The 15,935-nt window shown below is 63.4% G+C and carries 12 protein-coding genes, 1 tRNA gene and 1 pseudogene; 6 read left to right on the forward strand and 8 right to left on the reverse strand.

Going from position 1 to position 15,935, the window contains the following annotated elements; all coding sequences use genetic code 11:
• Positions 1-143: 143 nt before the first annotated feature.
• Together NDY25_RS17195 and queC are read right to left on the reverse strand one after the other, a co-directional pair.
• Positions 144-219: transfer RNA gene (locus NDY25_RS17195), tRNA-Lys, on the reverse strand.
• A gap of 47 nt (positions 220-266) precedes the next feature.
• Positions 267-941, reverse strand: coding sequence for a 7-cyano-7-deazaguanine synthase QueC (gene queC / locus NDY25_RS17200; RefSeq protein WP_168958138.1), 675 nt, complete (start codon positions 939-941; stop codon positions 267-269).
• 299 nt (positions 942-1,240) lie between these two features.
• Here queC and NDY25_RS17205 point away from each other — a divergent pair, with 299 nt between their 5' ends.
• The 4 genes and pseudogenes from NDY25_RS17205 to NDY25_RS17220 all read left to right on the forward strand — a co-directional run bounded on the left by NDY25_RS17205 (position 1,241) and on the right by NDY25_RS17220 (position 3,332).
• Complete coding sequence (locus NDY25_RS17205; protein WP_168958139.1) at positions 1,241-2,248, forward strand: sensor histidine kinase; 1,008 nt, start codon at positions 1,241-1,243, stop codon at positions 2,246-2,248.
• Entirely contained in the window at positions 2,245-2,604 is a 360-nt protein-coding gene (locus NDY25_RS17210) for a response regulator (RefSeq protein WP_006448627.1), read from the forward strand. The genes NDY25_RS17205 and NDY25_RS17210 overlap by 4 nt, the downstream gene beginning before the upstream one ends.
• A gap of 62 nt (positions 2,605-2,666) precedes the next feature.
• Positions 2,667-2,870 (forward strand): annotated as a pseudogene (locus NDY25_RS17215) (LysE family transporter); the annotation flags it as partial.
• A 27-nt stretch (positions 2,871-2,897) separates the two neighbouring features.
• Positions 2,898-3,332, forward strand: a complete 435-nt coding sequence (locus NDY25_RS17220; RefSeq protein ID WP_168958140.1) for a GNAT family N-acetyltransferase — start codon at positions 2,898-2,900, stop codon at positions 3,330-3,332.
• Positions 3,333-3,531: 199 nt separating this feature from the next.
• Here NDY25_RS17220 and NDY25_RS17225 read toward each other — a convergent pair whose 3' ends face one another.
• The gene (locus NDY25_RS17225) at positions 3,532-5,700 is read right to left on the reverse strand and encodes a methyl-accepting chemotaxis protein (protein WP_168958141.1); all 2,169 of its coding nucleotides are present in this window, start codon (positions 5,698-5,700) and stop codon (positions 3,532-3,534) included.
• Positions 5,701-6,227: 527 nt separating this feature from the next.
• On the reverse strand, positions 6,228-6,434 hold the full coding sequence (locus NDY25_RS17230) for a hypothetical protein (protein ID WP_168958142.1): 207 nt from the start codon (positions 6,432-6,434) through the stop codon (positions 6,228-6,230).
• Positions 6,435-6,680: 246 nt separating this feature from the next.
• On the opposite strand from NDY25_RS17230, the gene NDY25_RS17235 reads away from it, so the two are divergent.
• Positions 6,681-7,391, forward strand: a complete 711-nt coding sequence (locus NDY25_RS17235) for an rRNA pseudouridine synthase (RefSeq protein ID WP_168958143.1) — start codon at positions 6,681-6,683, stop codon at positions 7,389-7,391.
• A gap of 549 nt (positions 7,392-7,940) precedes the next feature.
• Here NDY25_RS17235 and NDY25_RS17240 read toward each other — a convergent pair.
• From NDY25_RS17240 to NDY25_RS17255, 4 genes are all read right to left on the reverse strand, one after another.
• Positions 7,941-8,345 carry a response regulator gene (locus tag NDY25_RS17240; RefSeq protein WP_043910889.1) on the reverse strand — a complete coding sequence of 135 codons (405 nt, stop codon included), beginning with the start codon at positions 8,343-8,345 and terminating at the stop codon, positions 7,941-7,943.
• Between the two features lie 78 nt (positions 8,346-8,423).
• Positions 8,424-8,906 carry a hypothetical protein gene (locus tag NDY25_RS17245; RefSeq protein WP_023904796.1) on the reverse strand — a complete coding sequence of 161 codons (483 nt, stop codon included), beginning with the start codon at positions 8,904-8,906 and terminating at the stop codon, positions 8,424-8,426.
• A 138-nt stretch (positions 8,907-9,044) separates the two neighbouring features.
• Complete coding sequence (gene recQ / locus NDY25_RS17250; protein WP_168958144.1) at positions 9,045-10,847, reverse strand: DNA helicase RecQ; 1,803 nt, start codon at positions 10,845-10,847, stop codon at positions 9,045-9,047.
• Positions 10,848-11,061: 214 nt separating this feature from the next.
• Positions 11,062-11,619 carry a Dps family protein gene (locus NDY25_RS17255; RefSeq protein WP_168958145.1) on the reverse strand — a complete coding sequence of 186 codons (558 nt, stop codon included), beginning with the start codon at positions 11,617-11,619 and terminating at the stop codon, positions 11,062-11,064.
• A gap of 90 nt (positions 11,620-11,709) precedes the next feature.
• Here NDY25_RS17255 and hrpA point away from each other — a divergent pair, with 90 nt between their 5' ends.
• A complete protein-coding gene (gene hrpA, locus NDY25_RS17260) occupies positions 11,710-15,831 on the forward strand; it encodes an ATP-dependent RNA helicase HrpA (RefSeq protein ID WP_256627592.1) in 4,122 nt (1,373 codons plus the stop codon).
• The last annotated feature ends 104 nt before the right edge of the window (positions 15,832-15,935 follow it).

A 15,935-nucleotide genomic window follows, 5' to 3' on the forward strand; every position in this document is an offset into this window, starting at 1 on the left:
TGAATGGCGACAAACCTTGAGTTCGCCTGTTGATCCTCGCGCGGATGCGCGATGCATGCGGCCGGCGCTAAACGCGGAACCTGTTTGGTTTTCCGGAGGCACAAAAAAAGCGCCTTAGGCGCTCTTCAAGTGACTGATTTGATTGGTGGGCCGTGATGGATTCGAACCATCGACCAAAAGATTAAAAGTCTTCTGCTCTACCGACTGAGCTAACGGCCCACTGTCCCGGCACTGCGCCGGGGTGCGCATTCTACCCTACACCGGCGTCAAGACGAAATGGCGTAGTGGGTGGGGTCCGGAATGCCGGCGTCGGTGAAGCCGGCGGCGCGCAGGCGGCAGGCGTCGCAGTGGCCGCAGGCGCGTCCGTCGGTGTCGGCGCGGTAGCACGACACGGTGAGGCCGAAGTCCACGCCCAGGCGTACGCCTTCGCGGACGATATCGGCCTTGCTGAGGAACTGCAGCGGTGCGTGCACACGCAGGCCGGCGCCTTCCACGCCTGCCTTGGTGGCCAGGTTGGCCAGCACTTCGAAGGCGCGGACGAACTCGGGCCGGCAGTCGGGATAGCCCGAATAGTCCACCGCGTTGACGCCGCAGAACAGGTCGTTGGCGCCGATCACCTCGGCCCAGCCCAGCGCGAGCGACAGCATGATGGTGTTGCGCGCAGGCACGTAGGTAACCGGAATGCCGTCGCCGCCGGCATCGGGCACGTCGATGTCGGCGGTGAGCGCCGAGCCGCCGATGCTGCGTAGGTCCACGTCGACCACCTTGTGGGCGATGACGCCCTGTGCGGTGGCCACGCGTGCGGCCGCGTCCAGTTCGGAGGTGTGGCGCTGGCCGTAGCGCACGCTTAGGGCGTGCACGGCAAAGCCCTGTTCCTGCGCGAGCGCGACGACGGCGGCGGAATCCATGCCACCGGACAGGAGAACTACGGCTTTTTTCATGACGGAATCAGGCGGTAACAACGGAAGCGGAGAGGCTAGCAGGGTCGGCGTTGCACGGCGACAGCGCGCTATTGCCGCATGGTCCTGCCAAGGAGTTCTGGCATCCGGTCGAGGCCTAGGGTTTGAATGTCTTGAGCGCTTGTTTATTGACGCTATGCCGCTGCTAGAGATAGTGCATGGCTCTCTGCACGCCGCATCGTTACACCGCCCAGCCAGTGAACGTTGCAGTGGCGGCCGCATGATTTTTTGTTCACGGTTACCGGTTTATTGTGCGGATCGAATCCGGAGTCAATGACGTGATGGCCGACCAGCAGGAAGACGCCGCGAAATCGCGTATCTACGAGACGCTGTTACAGGCGATTCCGGATCTCTTGTACGTGTTCGATATCCAGCATCGTTTTATCTACGCCAACGAGGCATTGTTGACGATGTGGGGGATGCGCTGGGAAGAGGCGCACCTCAAGACCTGCCTGGAAATTGGCTACGAGCCCTGGCATGCGGCCATGCACGATGAAGAAATCGAGCGGGTGAAGGCCACCGGCCAGCCGCTGCGAGGCGAGGTGCCGTTTCCGCATACCACCAAGGGCCTGCGTGTGTACGAGTACATCTTTACACCGGTCTTTGGGCCTGATGGCGAGGTGGAGGCGATCGCCGGCGCCACGCGTGACATCACCGAACACAAACAGCATGAGCAGCACCTGCAGTTGCTCATCAACGAGCTCAATCATCGCGTCAACAATTCGCTGATCATGGTGCAGTCGCTGGCTCGCCAGTCGTTCAATAACGCGACCAGCCTTGCGGATGCGCAAGAGAAGATCGATGCGCGTCTGCTTGCGCTCTCCAGAGCCCATGACACGCTCACCCGCGAGAACTGGGTCAGTGCCGATATCCTCGAGCTGACCCGCGATGCTGCCGCACTGTATGAATCGCACGATGGCGGGCGCTTCGCGTTGCAGGGCCAATCGTGCCGGCTCGATCCTCGGCGGGCGTTGGCACTATCGATGGCGCTGCACGAGCTGTGTACCAACGCGCTCAAGCACGGCGCCCTGTCTGTTCCGGAAGGCAGCGTGCTGATCGCGTGGGAACGCAGAATGCAGGATGCAGACGCGCAGCTCGAACTGATCTGGCAGGAACGCGGCGGGCCGGCTGTCCGCCCACCAACGCGCAAAGGCTTCGGCTCCCGATTGCTGGAACGTGGTTTGAAGCACGACCTCAAGGGCGATGTCGAACTCGTTTTTGACCCTGCGGGGGTTTCGTTCCGTGTCTGCATGCCGCTGCCGGCCGAGCTGGTCGAGGCGCACACGTGACCGGGCGCGTCTTGTTGGTCGAAGACGAATCCGTGGTTGCCATGCTGCTGGAAGACTGCTTGATCGAACTGGGATACGAGATCGCGGCGACGGTGGGTGACGTGGATGCCGGGCTTGAGGAAGTGAAGAAGGGGAATCTTGATCTGGCGTTGCTGGACGTCAATCTAGGCGGCAGCTATTCCTTTCCGATCGCCGAGGAACTGGATGCCCGCGGAGTGCCGTATATTTTTGTGACTGGCTATTCTGTGGGTGGAATCCCCGAAAAATTCCAGCATCGGCACGGTTTGCAAAAGCCCTTCCACTTACGTGATCTGCAGGCCGCATTGGCGCTGCTGCAGCAGACAAGCGCAGGCTAGGTCTGCTCTTTCAGCAGGATTGCCGAGATCAGCCAGTGCGAGTGGATAACGCGTAACTGGATCCGGGCCAGCTGCGCTGGGCGTTTGCGTCGGGTGCGTGCCTTGCCAGTGTTACCTGGTTCTCCAGCTTGGGATATGGCGCGCGTTTGCTGCAGCCGGCCTTTCGTGATCCGCGCGCATGGAGCGTACTGGACGCATTGATCGCGGTGTTCATGCTGGTGCTGTGCGCCTTGTTGCTGCTGCCATCGCATGCTGCGCTACTCTGACGCCCCCCTATGACTGGAGTCACTGTCATGCCGCCGTTGCGCATTACCACCGACACGTCCGAGCTCGATGTGCCGATGATCCACCGCTATCTGTCGCAGCAGACCACGTGGGCCAGGGACATTCCGTTGTCGCTGCTGCAGCGCTCCATCGCCAATTCGCTGTGCTTTGGCGGGTTTGTGGAGGGCGCGCAGGTGGCGTTCGCGCGGGTGGTTTCCGATTACGCAACAGTTGCATATTTGGGCGATGTCTTCGTGCTGCCCGAGCATCAGGGCAAGGGCTATGGCAAGCTGCTGATGGATGCGGTCATGGCGCACCCCGAGCTGCAGGGATTGCGCCGTTTCAGCCTGGCCACCAGCGATGCGCACGGGTTGTACGCGCGCTACGGCTTTACGCCACCGTTGTATCCACAGTCGCTGATGGAGCGTTACATCCCCGGGATATATACCCGCGACCGCGCCTGACAACCGATCAGGCCTGCAGTCATGGCAGTGATCTGCGTGGATGCGGTTTAAACGATCGAGAACAACGAAAAGCGCCTTGCCCGACGCTTTTCGTAGACGACATTTCGAGGGCGGATCTATGCAAGCCCCAACCAGTGCCGTCAGTGGAACCACGCCGACGGCTCTGTTGAAGGCGGCGCTGATTTCACCGCCCAACTCCTCAAGCGCTACGGACCTTGTTCAACAGATGCGCGACCGGTGCTGCCGCGCGCGTCTGTGCCTGGCTTGCCTGCCGTGCATCGATCTTGAAGATCGCCACCGCGTCGGTGAGCTGCACAGCCTGTTCTTCCATCGAGCGTGCGGCGGCCGTGGCTTCTTCCACCAGCGCGGCGTTTTGCTGGGTGGCCTCGTCCATATGCGTGATGGTCTGGTTGACCTGCTCGATGCCGGCCGACTGCTCCTGCGAGGCCGCAGAGATCTCGCTCATGATGTCGGTCACACGTTGCACGCTGGCCACCACATCGCCCATGGTCTTGCCAGCGCTGTGCACCAACGCCGAGCCTTCGGCCACACGCTGCACCGAATCGTCGATAAGGCTCTTGATTTCCTTGGCCGCGCCAGACGAACGCTGTGCGAGCGTGCGCACCTCCGACGCCACTACTGCAAAGCCGCGTCCCTGTTCCCCGGCACGCGCGGCTTCCACTGCGGCGTTCAAGGCAAGGATGTTGGTCTGGAATGCGATGCCATCGATGACGCTGATGATGTCGGCAATCTTTTTGGACGAGGCTTCGATACCGGTCATGGTCTGGACGACCTTGCCCACCACCTCGCCGCCTTGCGAGGCCACGCGTGCGGCGCCGATCGCGAGCTGATTGGCCTCGCGTGCGCTCTCTGCATTCTGTTTGACGGTGGACGTCAGCTCTTCCATCGAGGCAGCAGTTTCTTCCAGGTTGGCCGCTTGTTGCTCGGTGCGCTGCGACAGGTCCTGATTGCCGGCAGCGATTTCGCTGGCAGCCGAGTTGATCGAGACCGCCGATTGCTGGATGTTGCCGACGATCTGCGCCAACTGGCTGGCGGTGGCGTTGGCATCGTCGCGCATCTGTGCAAACACGCCGCGGAACTCGCCACTCATGCGTGCGGTGAGATCGCCGGCGGCGATCGACTGCAGCAACGACGATAGCGACTGCAGATTGCCATCGGCGGTGGACATCAGATGATTGAGGCTTTCCACCATGATGCGGAAATCGAACTGGAAGCGCTCGACATCGCCACGCGCTGTGAAGTCGCCATTGGCGGCCGACTGGGCAAGGTGTTTGATCTCATGATTCATCGCCGACAGATTGAGCTTGACCTGCGACATGGTGTCGCTGAAAGCGGCTTTTTCGCCCGGCAGTGGCTGCATGTCTTCGGAGAGTTCGCCGATGGCGTAACGCCCCATGATGCGGGCCAGATCGTTTTGCACCGCCACATGCGAGGCGACCAGTAAATTGGTGTCGTTGGCCATGCGCCCGTAATCGCCGGGGAATGCCGCCGCATCAATGCGGAAACTGATCTGGCCATTGTCGTGATGCTTGGCCATGTCGGTCTGCGCGGCGATCAGGTTGCGCAGCTGCAACTGCATCTTGTCCATTGCCTGCAACAGGCGGCCGGTTTCATCGGTGGCGGTGGTGTGGACGTCGTTCTGCAGATTGCCGGCGGCAATGGCCTCGGCAGTGCGGGTGGCCTGGCTGAGCGGTATGGTCAGGCTGCGCGTGATCATCCACGCAAGCAGGGCGCTGATGGCCAACGCGGCAATGCCGCCACTGGCGAGCGTGACCTTGCCGCAATGCATCGATGCCACCGCTGCGGCATAGGCCTGTTTGCTGAGGCGGCTTTCCAGTGCTGCGTTGGCGCGAATGGCGGCTTGCTGTTCATTCATCGCCACCGCGGCGGCGCCTTGCAACAGCCCCTGCGCCTCCTGGTTCTGATCATGAATGCCGTATTCGAGAATCTGGTTGTTGTACTTGACCGAGATGTCGCGCTTTTCCTGCACCAGCTTGAGCGCGTTCTTTTCGCCGTCGCTGCTCGGCATGACTGCCAGCGCATCGTGCGCCGTTTTATAACGGGCGCGGTTGCTTTCGATCATCTCCATTGCGCTGCGGTTGGCAGCATCGCCAGACACCATGACGATGTCGCGCAGGCCGATCGCCACGTTGGTGTTGGCGTCCAGCATGTCGGTGGAGAGTCTGATCCGCTCCATATTGTTGTTGACGATGGTGTCCAACTCGAGACGGGCGGTGGACATGGTGACCAGGCCGGTTGCCACAAGCAGGCCGGACAATAAGATCAAGATGCCGAAGGCCACGCCCAAGCGGCGGCCGACATTGAGGTGTTGCAGATATTGGTTCATCACCGCATCCAGGTTGTGCAGCTGAAGGACTCAGTGAATGCGGGGTGCATCCACTCAAGCGTCTTGCCCAGCTAGCGGCAGGAGATCGAGGAGCTAAAGGCTTGTATTCGGAAATACTTATGACGGATTCATGACGTGGAAGAAATTTCCCGACAGCTGTCCGCCGCTACCTGACATCCCGCCAAAAACGCCTTGTTTAATGCGTCATTGCTGGATCGAAGCGTGCCAATGGCAGGACGATTTTCCGACGTTTTACCGACGCGCTGAAGTGGATAACGCAGCGCGCACAGCCAACGATTGGAACTGACGAATGGTCGAGTTCGCTGGCGTGTGCGGTATGGGCGGATGAGAACCGCAAGATTGCTGCGAATGCCTCAATGCCGCGAGCGATTCGGTTGATGCTGGGCAGCAGAGCAGCCTGCCCGTGCACATCGCGAGCCGGCCTGTGCCGGCTACTTTTTAGCGAGCCACTGATCCATCGCGCCGTCGCGCGCAGCAAGCATGGCGCGATGGGAGTTGTCTTGCGCTCAACTCTCCAGCGCGGCAAGGACTTCGGCGTAAAGCTGTTCGGCATCGGTCTCGCTGTTGAAGCGTGCGAACACCTCGTCGCCGGAGATAAGGCCGACCCGCACCGAGTGGCAATACGAACCGAAGCTCTCGCCGGCGTTGAACGGGTCGTTGACGACGGAGATATGGGCAAGGCGGATCCGGGTTGTGCCGAATTTGATGAACATCTGCAATCTCCTGTGTGAGCGCTCAGTTTCCCATTTTGTCGGGCGCCGCAGAAGCGCGATGGCAGCTGGATGCAGGGCGAAGCTTGCATAAGCACCTCAACGGCGGCGTTGACTCTTCGGCGTACATGGATGCCAAGGTGCCGCCAGGCGCCTGTAGAGCCTCAGCGCTGGCGCCATCCGGGGCCAACCTCGCGCATCCACGGATCCAGCACGTACACTGCCGTCCCCTGATGCTGAGCTCGTCCGATGTCCGAACCGATCCGTCTCGACAAATGCGTTGCCGCGCTGTTCGGCTGCTCGCGTGGCGAGGCTCAGCAGTACATCGAAGGCGGCTGGGTCAGCGTGGACGGTGTGGTGGTCGAGGAGCCGCAGACATTGGCCACCGCGCCGCAGGTGACGCTGGCAGCCGATGCGCTGCTTGAGCCTGCCGAGCCAGCCACGTTGCTGCTGCACAAGCCTGCCGGAATGACCGCCGAGGCCGCGCTGACACTGGCCGTACCGGCCGCGCGCAGCAGCCTGGACCATGCCAACGTGCGCGTGCTGAAGCGGCATTTCCTGCGTCTGAGCGCGCCGTTGCCGCTGGAAGACGAGGCCAGCGGTTTGCTGGTCCTGAGCCAGGATGGCCGCGTGCTACGGAGGCTCAGCGCCGATGCCAACTCCATCGAGCAGGAATTCCTGGTGGAAGTCAGCGGCGAGCTGCGCCCCTACGGCATGGCACGGCTTGCGCATGGCCTGGTCTATCAACAGCGCAGCCTGTCGCCGTGCAAGGTGAGTTGGCAGAACGAAGAGCGGCTGCGCTTTGCGATCAAACATGTGCAGCCCGGGCAACTGCGCTTCATGTGCAAGGAAGTCGGGCTGGACGTGGTGAGCATCCGGCGCTTGCGCGTGGGCCGCATCTCGCTGGGCAAACTGGCGATCGGCGAATGGCGCTATCTACCGGCGGGCGAGCGTTTTTGAGTGTGCCGCTGGCGTTCAACGCTGGCGGCAACCTGCATGCAATACGACGACGCGCTGCCGTTGAACTGCTACCCGAGTCGCTTACTTCTTGTTGCGCTTTTTCTTGGCACGCGTCACCAGCCAGAACACCACGCCGATGATCGCAACGACCAAGATGATGAAAGCCGGTGACAGAAACGAGTTGTCGCCCATGGGGATCTCCTGAGTTCTTTGGCAGCAAAGCGCTGCATTCGAACCAGCCTAGCGAGCGGCGTGCTTGATCGCGTGAAATACGACGTATGCGTGGTTCAAATGTTCTTTGCACGTTGCATTCGTCAGGCGTCATGCGATGGACGTTCGGTGTATTGGTGTCGAAGCGCAATGTCTGGCGCAGATCGTGTAAGCAGACCCTGCAGCGTTTGGCTGACTGAGCGGCTTTTGCAGGCGGGCGATAGCGCCGCATCCTTAGACACACGCGTGTGTTGATCATTCCTCGTGGCCGCCGCATGGCGCGACGGCTGGCATTTCATACCGGGATTGTGGGCCGCCGTCCAGTGGCGGCCGCCGCCGTCAGGCCACCGGGGTGGGAAGCACCCGGTGTTTGGCCATCACGCTGCGGATGGCGGTCAGCAGTTGCTCGGGGGTGTAAGGCTTTTCCAGGAAGGCCACGCCGTCGGGCAGGATCTCTTCCACGTACTCCACCGCCAGGCCGGAGGTGAGCAATACCGGAAGCTTGTACGGCGCCTGCGCGGTCTTGACCGCTAGATCCACGCCGGTCAAACCGCCCGGGAAGTGGATATCGGAAAACAGCACGTCGATGCGCGGGTCACTTTCGATCAAGGTCAGCGCTTCTTCGACCGAGCCTGCACTGCGGCAGGTGAACCCATAGCTCTCCAGCACAAGGCAGCTGAGTTGTCGGGTGCCATCGCCGTCTTCGACGACGAAGACAACCGGCCGTTCCTTGTTCTGTGACATGAGCGCGTCTCGTAAGGCAAGCCGCATTCTCAGCGATGCAGGGGTGAACCCTCCGTCAACGCAGACGGGGCCGTATGGTTACCAGCCGAACGGGCCGGGACCGTAGCCACCAGGCCCATAACGCGGGCCGAAAATCGGGCCTTCGCCACGCCCGACACTGATGCTGACGCCAATCTGGTGCGCCTTGCCGTCGTCGTCGTAATAGGTCTTGCAGGAATTCAGATTGACCGCCTGCCAGTTGCTGTTGCCGCCGCGGCTGGCATAGCCCATGCCGGTTTCGACTGCGCCATGCAGCTTGCCCTGGCATTGCTCGGCGCGTTCGGCGGCGATGGCAGCGGCACTGGGCCGGCTCAACGCAGGCTGGGGACCGCTTTTGTCGCCGTAAAAGGTGCCTGGCGGATCGGTGGGGACTTCGGGATCGGAGCGGTACTGCACCGGTGCCTGCGGAATGCTCAGATCGAGCGAGCGCGCCGTGACCGGCTCGGCACTGCCGTCGCCGGCCTGGGCGAGCGCGCCGCCAGCGGCAAACAGAGTGGCCAGGAGAAGCAGGCTGCGTTTCATCGAGTGGACTCTACATGAGGGACTGACAGCGCGTGCCAGATCGCCTTGTGAAACTAGCAACGGCTGATTGAATGCGCGCTGTCGATCTTGTGGATTTTTTGTGCCAGCGTTGGTATGCCGATGACACACGCTGTTGCATCAGCCTTGTTCGCGCACGATCTCGATCAGCTGCGCCCCGTAGCGGGCCAGTTTGCCGCCACCGATGCCGCCGATATGCGAGAGCGCATCGATGCTGGTTGGGCGTTGTTCGGCGATGTTGCGCAGCGTGCTGTCGTGGAAGATCACAAACGCCGGTACGTTCTGTTCCTTGGCCAGCTCTGCGCGCAAGCCGCGCAAGGCGTTGAACAACACCAGATCCTGCGGTTGCACAGGCAGGCCGGTGCGTTGCGTGCCGCGCTCACGCTCGCGTCCGGCAGCCGGGTTCTCGCGGCGCATCATCACCTGGCGCTCGCCCTTGAGCACCTGGCGGCTGGCATCGGTCAGGCGCAGGCCGCCATGGCCTTCGCTGTCGACCTCCAGCAGGCTGGCGGCCACCAACTGACGGAACACGCCGCGCCAGGTGCGCTCGTCCAGGTCGCGGCCGATGCCGTAGGTGCTCAACTGGTCGTGGCCGAGCTGCTTGATGCGCTCGTTCTCGCTGCCGCGCAGGATGTCGAGCAGGTGGCCCACACCGAAACGCTGCCCGCTGCGGTACACGCAACTGAGCGCTTTTTGCGAAGCCACCGTGGCATCCCAGGCGGCCGCCGGGGTGAGGCAATTGTCGCAATTGCCGCAGGGCTTGGGATAGGTCTCGCCGAAGCCGGCCAGCAGCACCTGGCGGCGGCATTGCATCGATTCGCAGTAGCCCAGCAGGTGATCGAGCTTGGCGCGCTCCAGGCGTTTGCGCTCCTCGGCGGCTTCGCCCTGTTCGATCATCTGCTTGAGCAGCACCATATCGCCCAGGCCGTAGCAGAGCCAGGCTTCGGCCGGGTCGCCATCGCGGCCGGCGCGGCCGGTTTCCTGGTAGTAGCCTTCCAGCGATTTGGGTAGATCCACATGCGCGACAAAGCGCACGTCGGGCTTGTCGATGCCCATGCCGAAGGCGATGGTGGCGGTCATGATGATGCCGTCTTCGCGCAGGAAGCGGCGCTGGTTTTCCGCCCGCACCTCGGCCGGCAAACCGGCGTGGTAGGGCAGGGCGTTGAAGCCTTGCGCACACAGCTGCTGCGCGGTTTCTTCGACCTTGCGCCGCGACATGGCATAGACAATGCCGGCCGAGCCGCGATAGCGGCCCAGGAACTCCTGCAGCTGCTTGCGCGCGTTGTCCTTCTGCACCACGGTGTAGCGGATGTTGGGGCGGTCGAAGGAGCTGACGAAGTGGCGCGCGTCGACCAGATCCAGACGCTCGGCGATTTCGCGCTGGGTCGGTGGATCGGCGGTGGCGGTCAAGGCCATGCGCGGGATGTGCGGCCAGCGCTCGTGCAGCACGGTGAGCTGGCGGTATTCGGGGCGGAAGTCGTGGCCCCACTGCGAGACGCAATGCGCCTCGTCGATGGCAAATAGCGCGATGCGGCTGCGTTCCAGCAACGACAGGAAGCGTGGCGTCAGCAAGCGCTCCGGCGCGACGTAGAGCAGATCCAGATCGCCCGAGAGCAAGGCGCGCTCGACCCGCTGGGTGTTTTCCGCATCCAGCGTGGAATTGAGGAATTCGGCGCGCACGCCGAGCTGGCGCAAGGCTTCGACCTGATCCTGCATCAATGCGATCAGCGGCGAGACCACGATGCCGATGCCATCGCGTAGCAGCGCAGGCACCTGATAGCACAACGACTTGCCGCCACCGGTGGGCATCAGCACCAGGGCATCGTTGCCGGCAGCGACGTGTTCGACAATGGCCTGTTGAGGACCGCGGAAGTCGTCGTAACCGAAGACGCGGCTGAGCAGTTCGTGGGCGGGGGAAGACATCCGTCTAGGATACCGCGCGGGTCACGTCTTGGCCGGTGTCATGCCGGCGGTGTTGCGTAATGCGGTGTCGGGGATCGCCGCGACGTGGTGGGTGTGCCTACGAGTGCTGATGCGGACGTAAGCTTCGCTCCGTACCCTCACGCCAACCCCTCTCCCGAGGGGAGAGGGACTTTGTGCCCCGCGGCTGACAGTGCCGGCGCGTGGAGAGAGGTGCTTACTGCAGTAGTGACCGCAGCATCCATGCGTACTTTTCGTGGGTCTGCAGGCGCTGGGTCAGCAGGTCTACGGTCGGGTCGTCGCCGGCGTCGTCGGCGGTGCCTAGCACCTTACGTGCGGTGCGGCAGACCGCTTCGTTGCCGCTGACCAGCTGGCGCACCATCTCGCGCCAGTCGGCGCTATCGCTCAGGCCCTGTTCTTCCGGGATCGAGGTCAGGGCAACGAACTCGCTGTAGGAGCCCGGCGCGTTGTAGCCCAGGGCGCGGATGCGCTCGGCCACTTCGTCCAGTGCGGCCCACTGCTCGGTGTACTGGGTTTCGAACATGGTGTGCAGCGAGTTGAACATCGACCCGGTGACGTTCCAATGGAAGTTGTGGGTCTTCAGATACAAGGTGAAGGCGTCAGCCATGTAGCGGGCCAGGCCGTCGGAGATCTTCTTGCGATCGCCGTCCTTGATCCCGATATCGATATGCGGGGCCGATGCAGCGGCGACCGGCAATGCGTCCGGCACGTCATTGGTGACGAAGGGCTTGTTGGCGTTCTTTTTCTTGGACATGGGGATGGTCCTCCTGAGGAAACAGATATCGGGTCACAATAGTCACTCTAAAGGATCACTCGTCATTCAATCTTTCACACTTTTTCATCAATGAGCGCTATCGATACCGACCTGGCCACCACCTTGCGCGAGCGCCGTAGCGCCGTCGATGGCGGCATGAGCCGCGACCGGGGCCGCTTGCTCGGCCTGTGGTCGCGCTGGCAAGGCAAACCCGGCAACGTGCAGCTGCGCCAGGCCTTCGAGCAGGCGCTGGCGGCGTCGCAGGCGCAGCGTCAGGCGCGCGCCGAGCAGCAGCCCGCCATCACGCTGGACACGCAACTGCCGATCGCGCGCGAGGCCGAGCGCATCATCGCGTTGATCCGCGATCATCAAGTGGTGGTCATCGCCGGCGAAACCGGCTCGGGCAAGACCACCCAGTTGCCCAAGCTGTGTCTGGCGGCCGGGCGCGGGGCGGCCGGCATGATCGGCTGCACCCAGCCGCGCCGGATCGCCGCACGTGCGGTGGCTGCACGCGTGGCCGAGGAGTTGAAAACGCCGTTGGGCACCACGGTGGGCTTCCAGGTGCGCTTCACCGACCGGGTTGGTGAAGACTCGCGGATCAAGTTCATGACCGACGGCATCCTGCTGGCCGAGATCGCCAGCGACCGTTGGTTGTCGGCCTACGACACCATCATCGTGGACGAGGCGCACGAGCGCAGCCTCAATATCGATTTTTTGCTTGGCTATCTCAAGCAGTTGCTGGTCAAGCGCTCCGATCTGAAGCTGATCGTCACCTCGGCCACCATCGACACCGAGCGCTTCTCGCAGCATTTCGACAATGCGCCGGTGATCAACGTGGAAGGCCGCACCTTCCCGGTCGAGGTGCGCTATCGCCCGCTCGAAGGCGACGCCGGTACTGACGGCGACGGCGAACAAGGCAGTGGCCGCGATGGCGAACGCACCGTCAACGATGCGATCGTGGCGGCGATCGACGAAATCACCCGCATCGACCCACGCGGCGACGTGCTGATGTTCCTGCCCGGCGAGCGCGAAATCCGCGATGCGCATCAATCGCTGGAACGGCGCAAATACCGCGAGACCGAAGTGGTGCCGTTGTACGCGCGGTTGTCTGCGCAGGACCAGGACCGGGTGTTCAATCCGGGCCCGCGTCGGCGCCTGGTGCTGGCGACCAATGTGGCCGAGACCTCGCTGACGGTGCCGCGCAGCCGCTATGTGGTGGACCCCGGGTTTGCGCGCATCAAGCGCTATAGCCCGCGGCAGAAGCTGGACCGTTTGCATATCGAGCCGATCTCGCAGGCCAGCGCCAATCAGCGCATGGGCCGTTGCGGACGCATCGCCGAGGGCATCTGCTACCGCCTGTATGCCGAAGCCGACTTTGCCGCCCGGCCAGCGTTTACCGACCCGGAAATCCGGCGCGCGTCGTTGTCGGGCGTGATCCTGCGCATGCTGCAGCTGGGTCTGGGGCGGATCGAGGATTTCCCGTTTCTGGAAGCGCCGGACGAGCGTGCGGTGGCCGATGGTTGGCAGCAGTTGCTGGAACTGGGCGCGATCGATGGCGAGCGCCGCCTGACCGCGACCGGCCGCCAGATGGCGCGCCTGCCGGTAGACGTCAAACTGGCGCGCATGCTGGTGGCCGCGCAGCAGCACGGCTGCCTGCGCGAGATGATCGTCATCGCCTCCTTCCTGGGCATCCAGGACCCACGCGAGCGCCCGCCCGAAGCGCGCGAGGCCGCCGACAACGCACATGCGCTGTTTGCCGATGCGCGCTCGGAGTTCGTCGGCATCCTGCGCTTGTGGGAAGCGTACCGACAGGTGCACGAAGAGCTCACCCAGTCCAAATTGCGCGATTGGTGCAATCGACATTTTCTGGGCTTTTTGCGCATGCGCGAGTGGCGCGAACTGCATCGGCAGCTACGCTTGTTGTGCGAAGAACTCGGTTGGAGCGAAGAGCCGGCCGGGGTGATGATGGCGCCGCTGCTGGCCGGTGCCAGCGCACCGCCGCGCGAGGATGGGCACAACGCCAACCGGCCCACGCGCGGGCAGCTGCATCGCGCCGCGCGTCTGACGCGCGAAGGCAAGCCGGAGCCAAGTGCGGCACCTGCACGCACCACCTCCGCAGCTACGAACAAGCAGGCCGAGGCTGCTGAAGTATCGGCACGGACCAGCGAGCGCGAACGCGCTGCGGCGTATCAGGCCTTGCATCGCGCGCTGTTGGCCGGCCTGCCGACGCAGATCGGCCATCGCACCGAAAAAGGCGATTTCCTCGCCGCGCGACAACGCCGGTTCGTGCCGTTCCCCGGCTCGGCGTTGGCGCGCAAACCGCCGCCGTGGATTCTTGCCGCCACGCTGCTGGACACGCAGAAAGTCTGGGGCATGACCAATGCCGCGATCGAGCCGGATTGGGCGATCGCCGAGCTGCCGCATCTGCTGGCGCGCAAGCATTTCGACCCGCATTGGTCGCGTGCGCAGGGGCAGGTGGTCGCCTCCGAGCAGATCAGCCTGTTCGGGCTGGTGCTGGCGCCGAAAAAGCCGGTGCATTTCGGCAAGATCGACCCAGCCGCGGCGCACGATCTGTTCGTGCGTCAGGGCCTGGTGACGGGCGAAATCAATACGCGCGCAGCGTTCGTGGCCGACAACCTCAAGGTGCTGGAGCAGGCGCGCGAAGAAGAAGCCAAGTTGCGTCGCGCCGGCATCGTTGCCGACGAAGAGTGGCAGGCACGTTGGTATCTGGATCGCATTCCGTCCGAGCTGCATTCGGCCAGCGGCCTGGATGCGTGGTGGAAAACCTTGCCGCCGGACAAACGCCGCAGCCTGCATTGGTCGTTGAACGATCTGCTGCCGGGCGAAGGCAGCGAGGCCGATCGCTTCCCGAAGTATTTCTCCCTTGGCGATGCGCGGCTGCCGTTGCATTACCGCTTCGAGCCGGGGGCCATCGATGACGGCGTCACCCTGGATGTGCCGTTGCATCTGCTCAATGCGCTGGATCCGACGCGGCTGTCGTGGCTGGCGCCGGGTTTTGTTGCCGACAAGGCATCGGCATTGATTCGTAGCCTGCCCAAGGCGCAGCGCCGTAACTATGTGCCTGCGCCGGATTTCGGGCGTGCGTTCTACGAGGCCTACAGCATTGCGTCGGCCGACGATATCCGTGGCGAGCTGGCGCGCTTTCTGAGCAAGGCCACCGGCACGCAAGTGGCGGCGCTGGATTTCGACGAGGAGGCGCTGGACACGCATCTGCTGATGAACCTGCGCCTGCGAGATGACGACGGCAAGGTGCTGGCCGAGTCGCGCGATCTGGACGGGCTGCGCGCACGCTTCGGCGAGCGGGCGGGCCAGGCGTTTGCCGCACGTGCCGGCCGCGCCCTGGCCGCCGAGGGCTTGCGCGATTTTCCGGCCACCCCGATCCCCGAACAGGTGTCGGGCGAGGCCGGTGTGCCGGCGTATCCGGCGTTGGTGGATCAGGGCGAAGACGCAGCGCTACGCATCTTTGCCGACCGCAACGAAGCGGCGCAGGCGCATCCGCGCGGCGTGCGCCGGCTGCTGGAAATCGCGCTTGCCGACAAGATCAAGCAGGCGCGCAAGCAATTGCCGGTGTCGCCCAAAACCGGGTTCTTGTACGCGGCAATCGAGTCGCAGGAGCGGCTGCGCGGCGATCTGGTCGATGCCGCGCTCAATGCGGTGTTGGCGGAAGGTTTGGGCGCGATTCGCGACGCGGGTGCCTTTGCGCAACGCCGTGACGATGCGATCAAACGGTTGTTCGGCGAGGCGATGGAACGCCTGACACTGGCCGAAAGCATTCTCGGTGCCGTGGCCGAACTCAAGCCCTTGCTGGAAGCGCCGTTGATGGGCTGGGCGCGGGGCAATCTGGACGATATGGAGCAACAGTTGCGCGCGTTGGTGCATGCCGGCTTCCTGCGCGAGACCCCGGCCGAGGCGCTGGCCAACTACCCGCGTTATCTCAAGGCGATGATCCTGCGGACCGAGCGCGCCAAACGCGATCCGGCTCGCGACCAGACCCGCATGCTCGAACTCAAACCGTTTGTGGATGCGTTGGGCGATGCCGCCGCGCGCGGTTTGCAGCAGCGCCCGGAGTGGGAGTCGCTGCGCTGGGATCTGGAAGAGCTGCGCGTCTCGGTGTTCGCGCAGGAGCTGGGCGCCAAGTCGGGCGTGTCTGCGAAAAAGTTGTCGCAGCGGGTGGCTGCGTTGCGCGCTTGAATGGTGCCGGATGCGCCAGGGTCGAGGTGATCACCAGACGCGCTGATCCATGCGGATCGATATCCACTGGCCGCTCCGACAGATCGCATCTGAGCGGCCAGCGC

This window comes from Xanthomonas hortorum pv. pelargonii (assembly GCF_024499015.1).
Classification (GTDB): domain Bacteria; phylum Pseudomonadota; class Gammaproteobacteria; order Xanthomonadales; family Xanthomonadaceae; genus Xanthomonas; species Xanthomonas hortorum_B.

Bases quoted from the DNA above. Each gene is read 5' to 3' on its own strand.
- NDY25_RS17255 (WP_168958145.1), bottom strand. From the start codon at position 11,619: ATGTCCAAGAAAAAGAACGCCAACAAGCCCTTCGTCACCAATGACGTG.
- NDY25_RS17230 (WP_168958142.1), bottom strand. From the start codon at position 6,434: ATGTTCATCAAATTCGGCACAACCCGGATCCGCCTTGCCCATATCTCC.
- hrpA (WP_256627592.1), top strand. From the start codon at position 11,710: ATGAGCGCTATCGATACCGACCTGGCCACCACCTTGCGCGAGCGCCGT.
- NDY25_RS17245 (WP_023904796.1), bottom strand. From the start codon at position 8,906: ATGAAACGCAGCCTGCTTCTCCTGGCCACTCTGTTTGCCGCTGGCGGC.
- NDY25_RS17220 (WP_168958140.1), top strand. From the start codon at position 2,898: ATGCCGCCGTTGCGCATTACCACCGACACGTCCGAGCTCGATGTGCCG.
- NDY25_RS17235 (WP_168958143.1), top strand. From the start codon at position 6,681: ATGTCCGAACCGATCCGTCTCGACAAATGCGTTGCCGCGCTGTTCGGC.
- queC (WP_168958138.1), bottom strand. From the start codon at position 941: ATGAAAAAAGCCGTAGTTCTCCTGTCCGGTGGCATGGATTCCGCCGCC.
- recQ (WP_168958144.1), bottom strand. From the start codon at position 10,847: ATGTCTTCCCCCGCCCACGAACTGCTCAGCCGCGTCTTCGGTTACGAC.
- NDY25_RS17240 (WP_043910889.1), bottom strand. From the start codon at position 8,345: ATGTCACAGAACAAGGAACGGCCGGTTGTCTTCGTCGTCGAAGACGGC.
- NDY25_RS17205 (WP_168958139.1), top strand. From the start codon at position 1,241: ATGGCCGACCAGCAGGAAGACGCCGCGAAATCGCGTATCTACGAGACG.
- NDY25_RS17225 (WP_168958141.1), bottom strand. From the start codon at position 5,700: ATGAACCAATATCTGCAACACCTCAATGTCGGCCGCCGCTTGGGCGTG.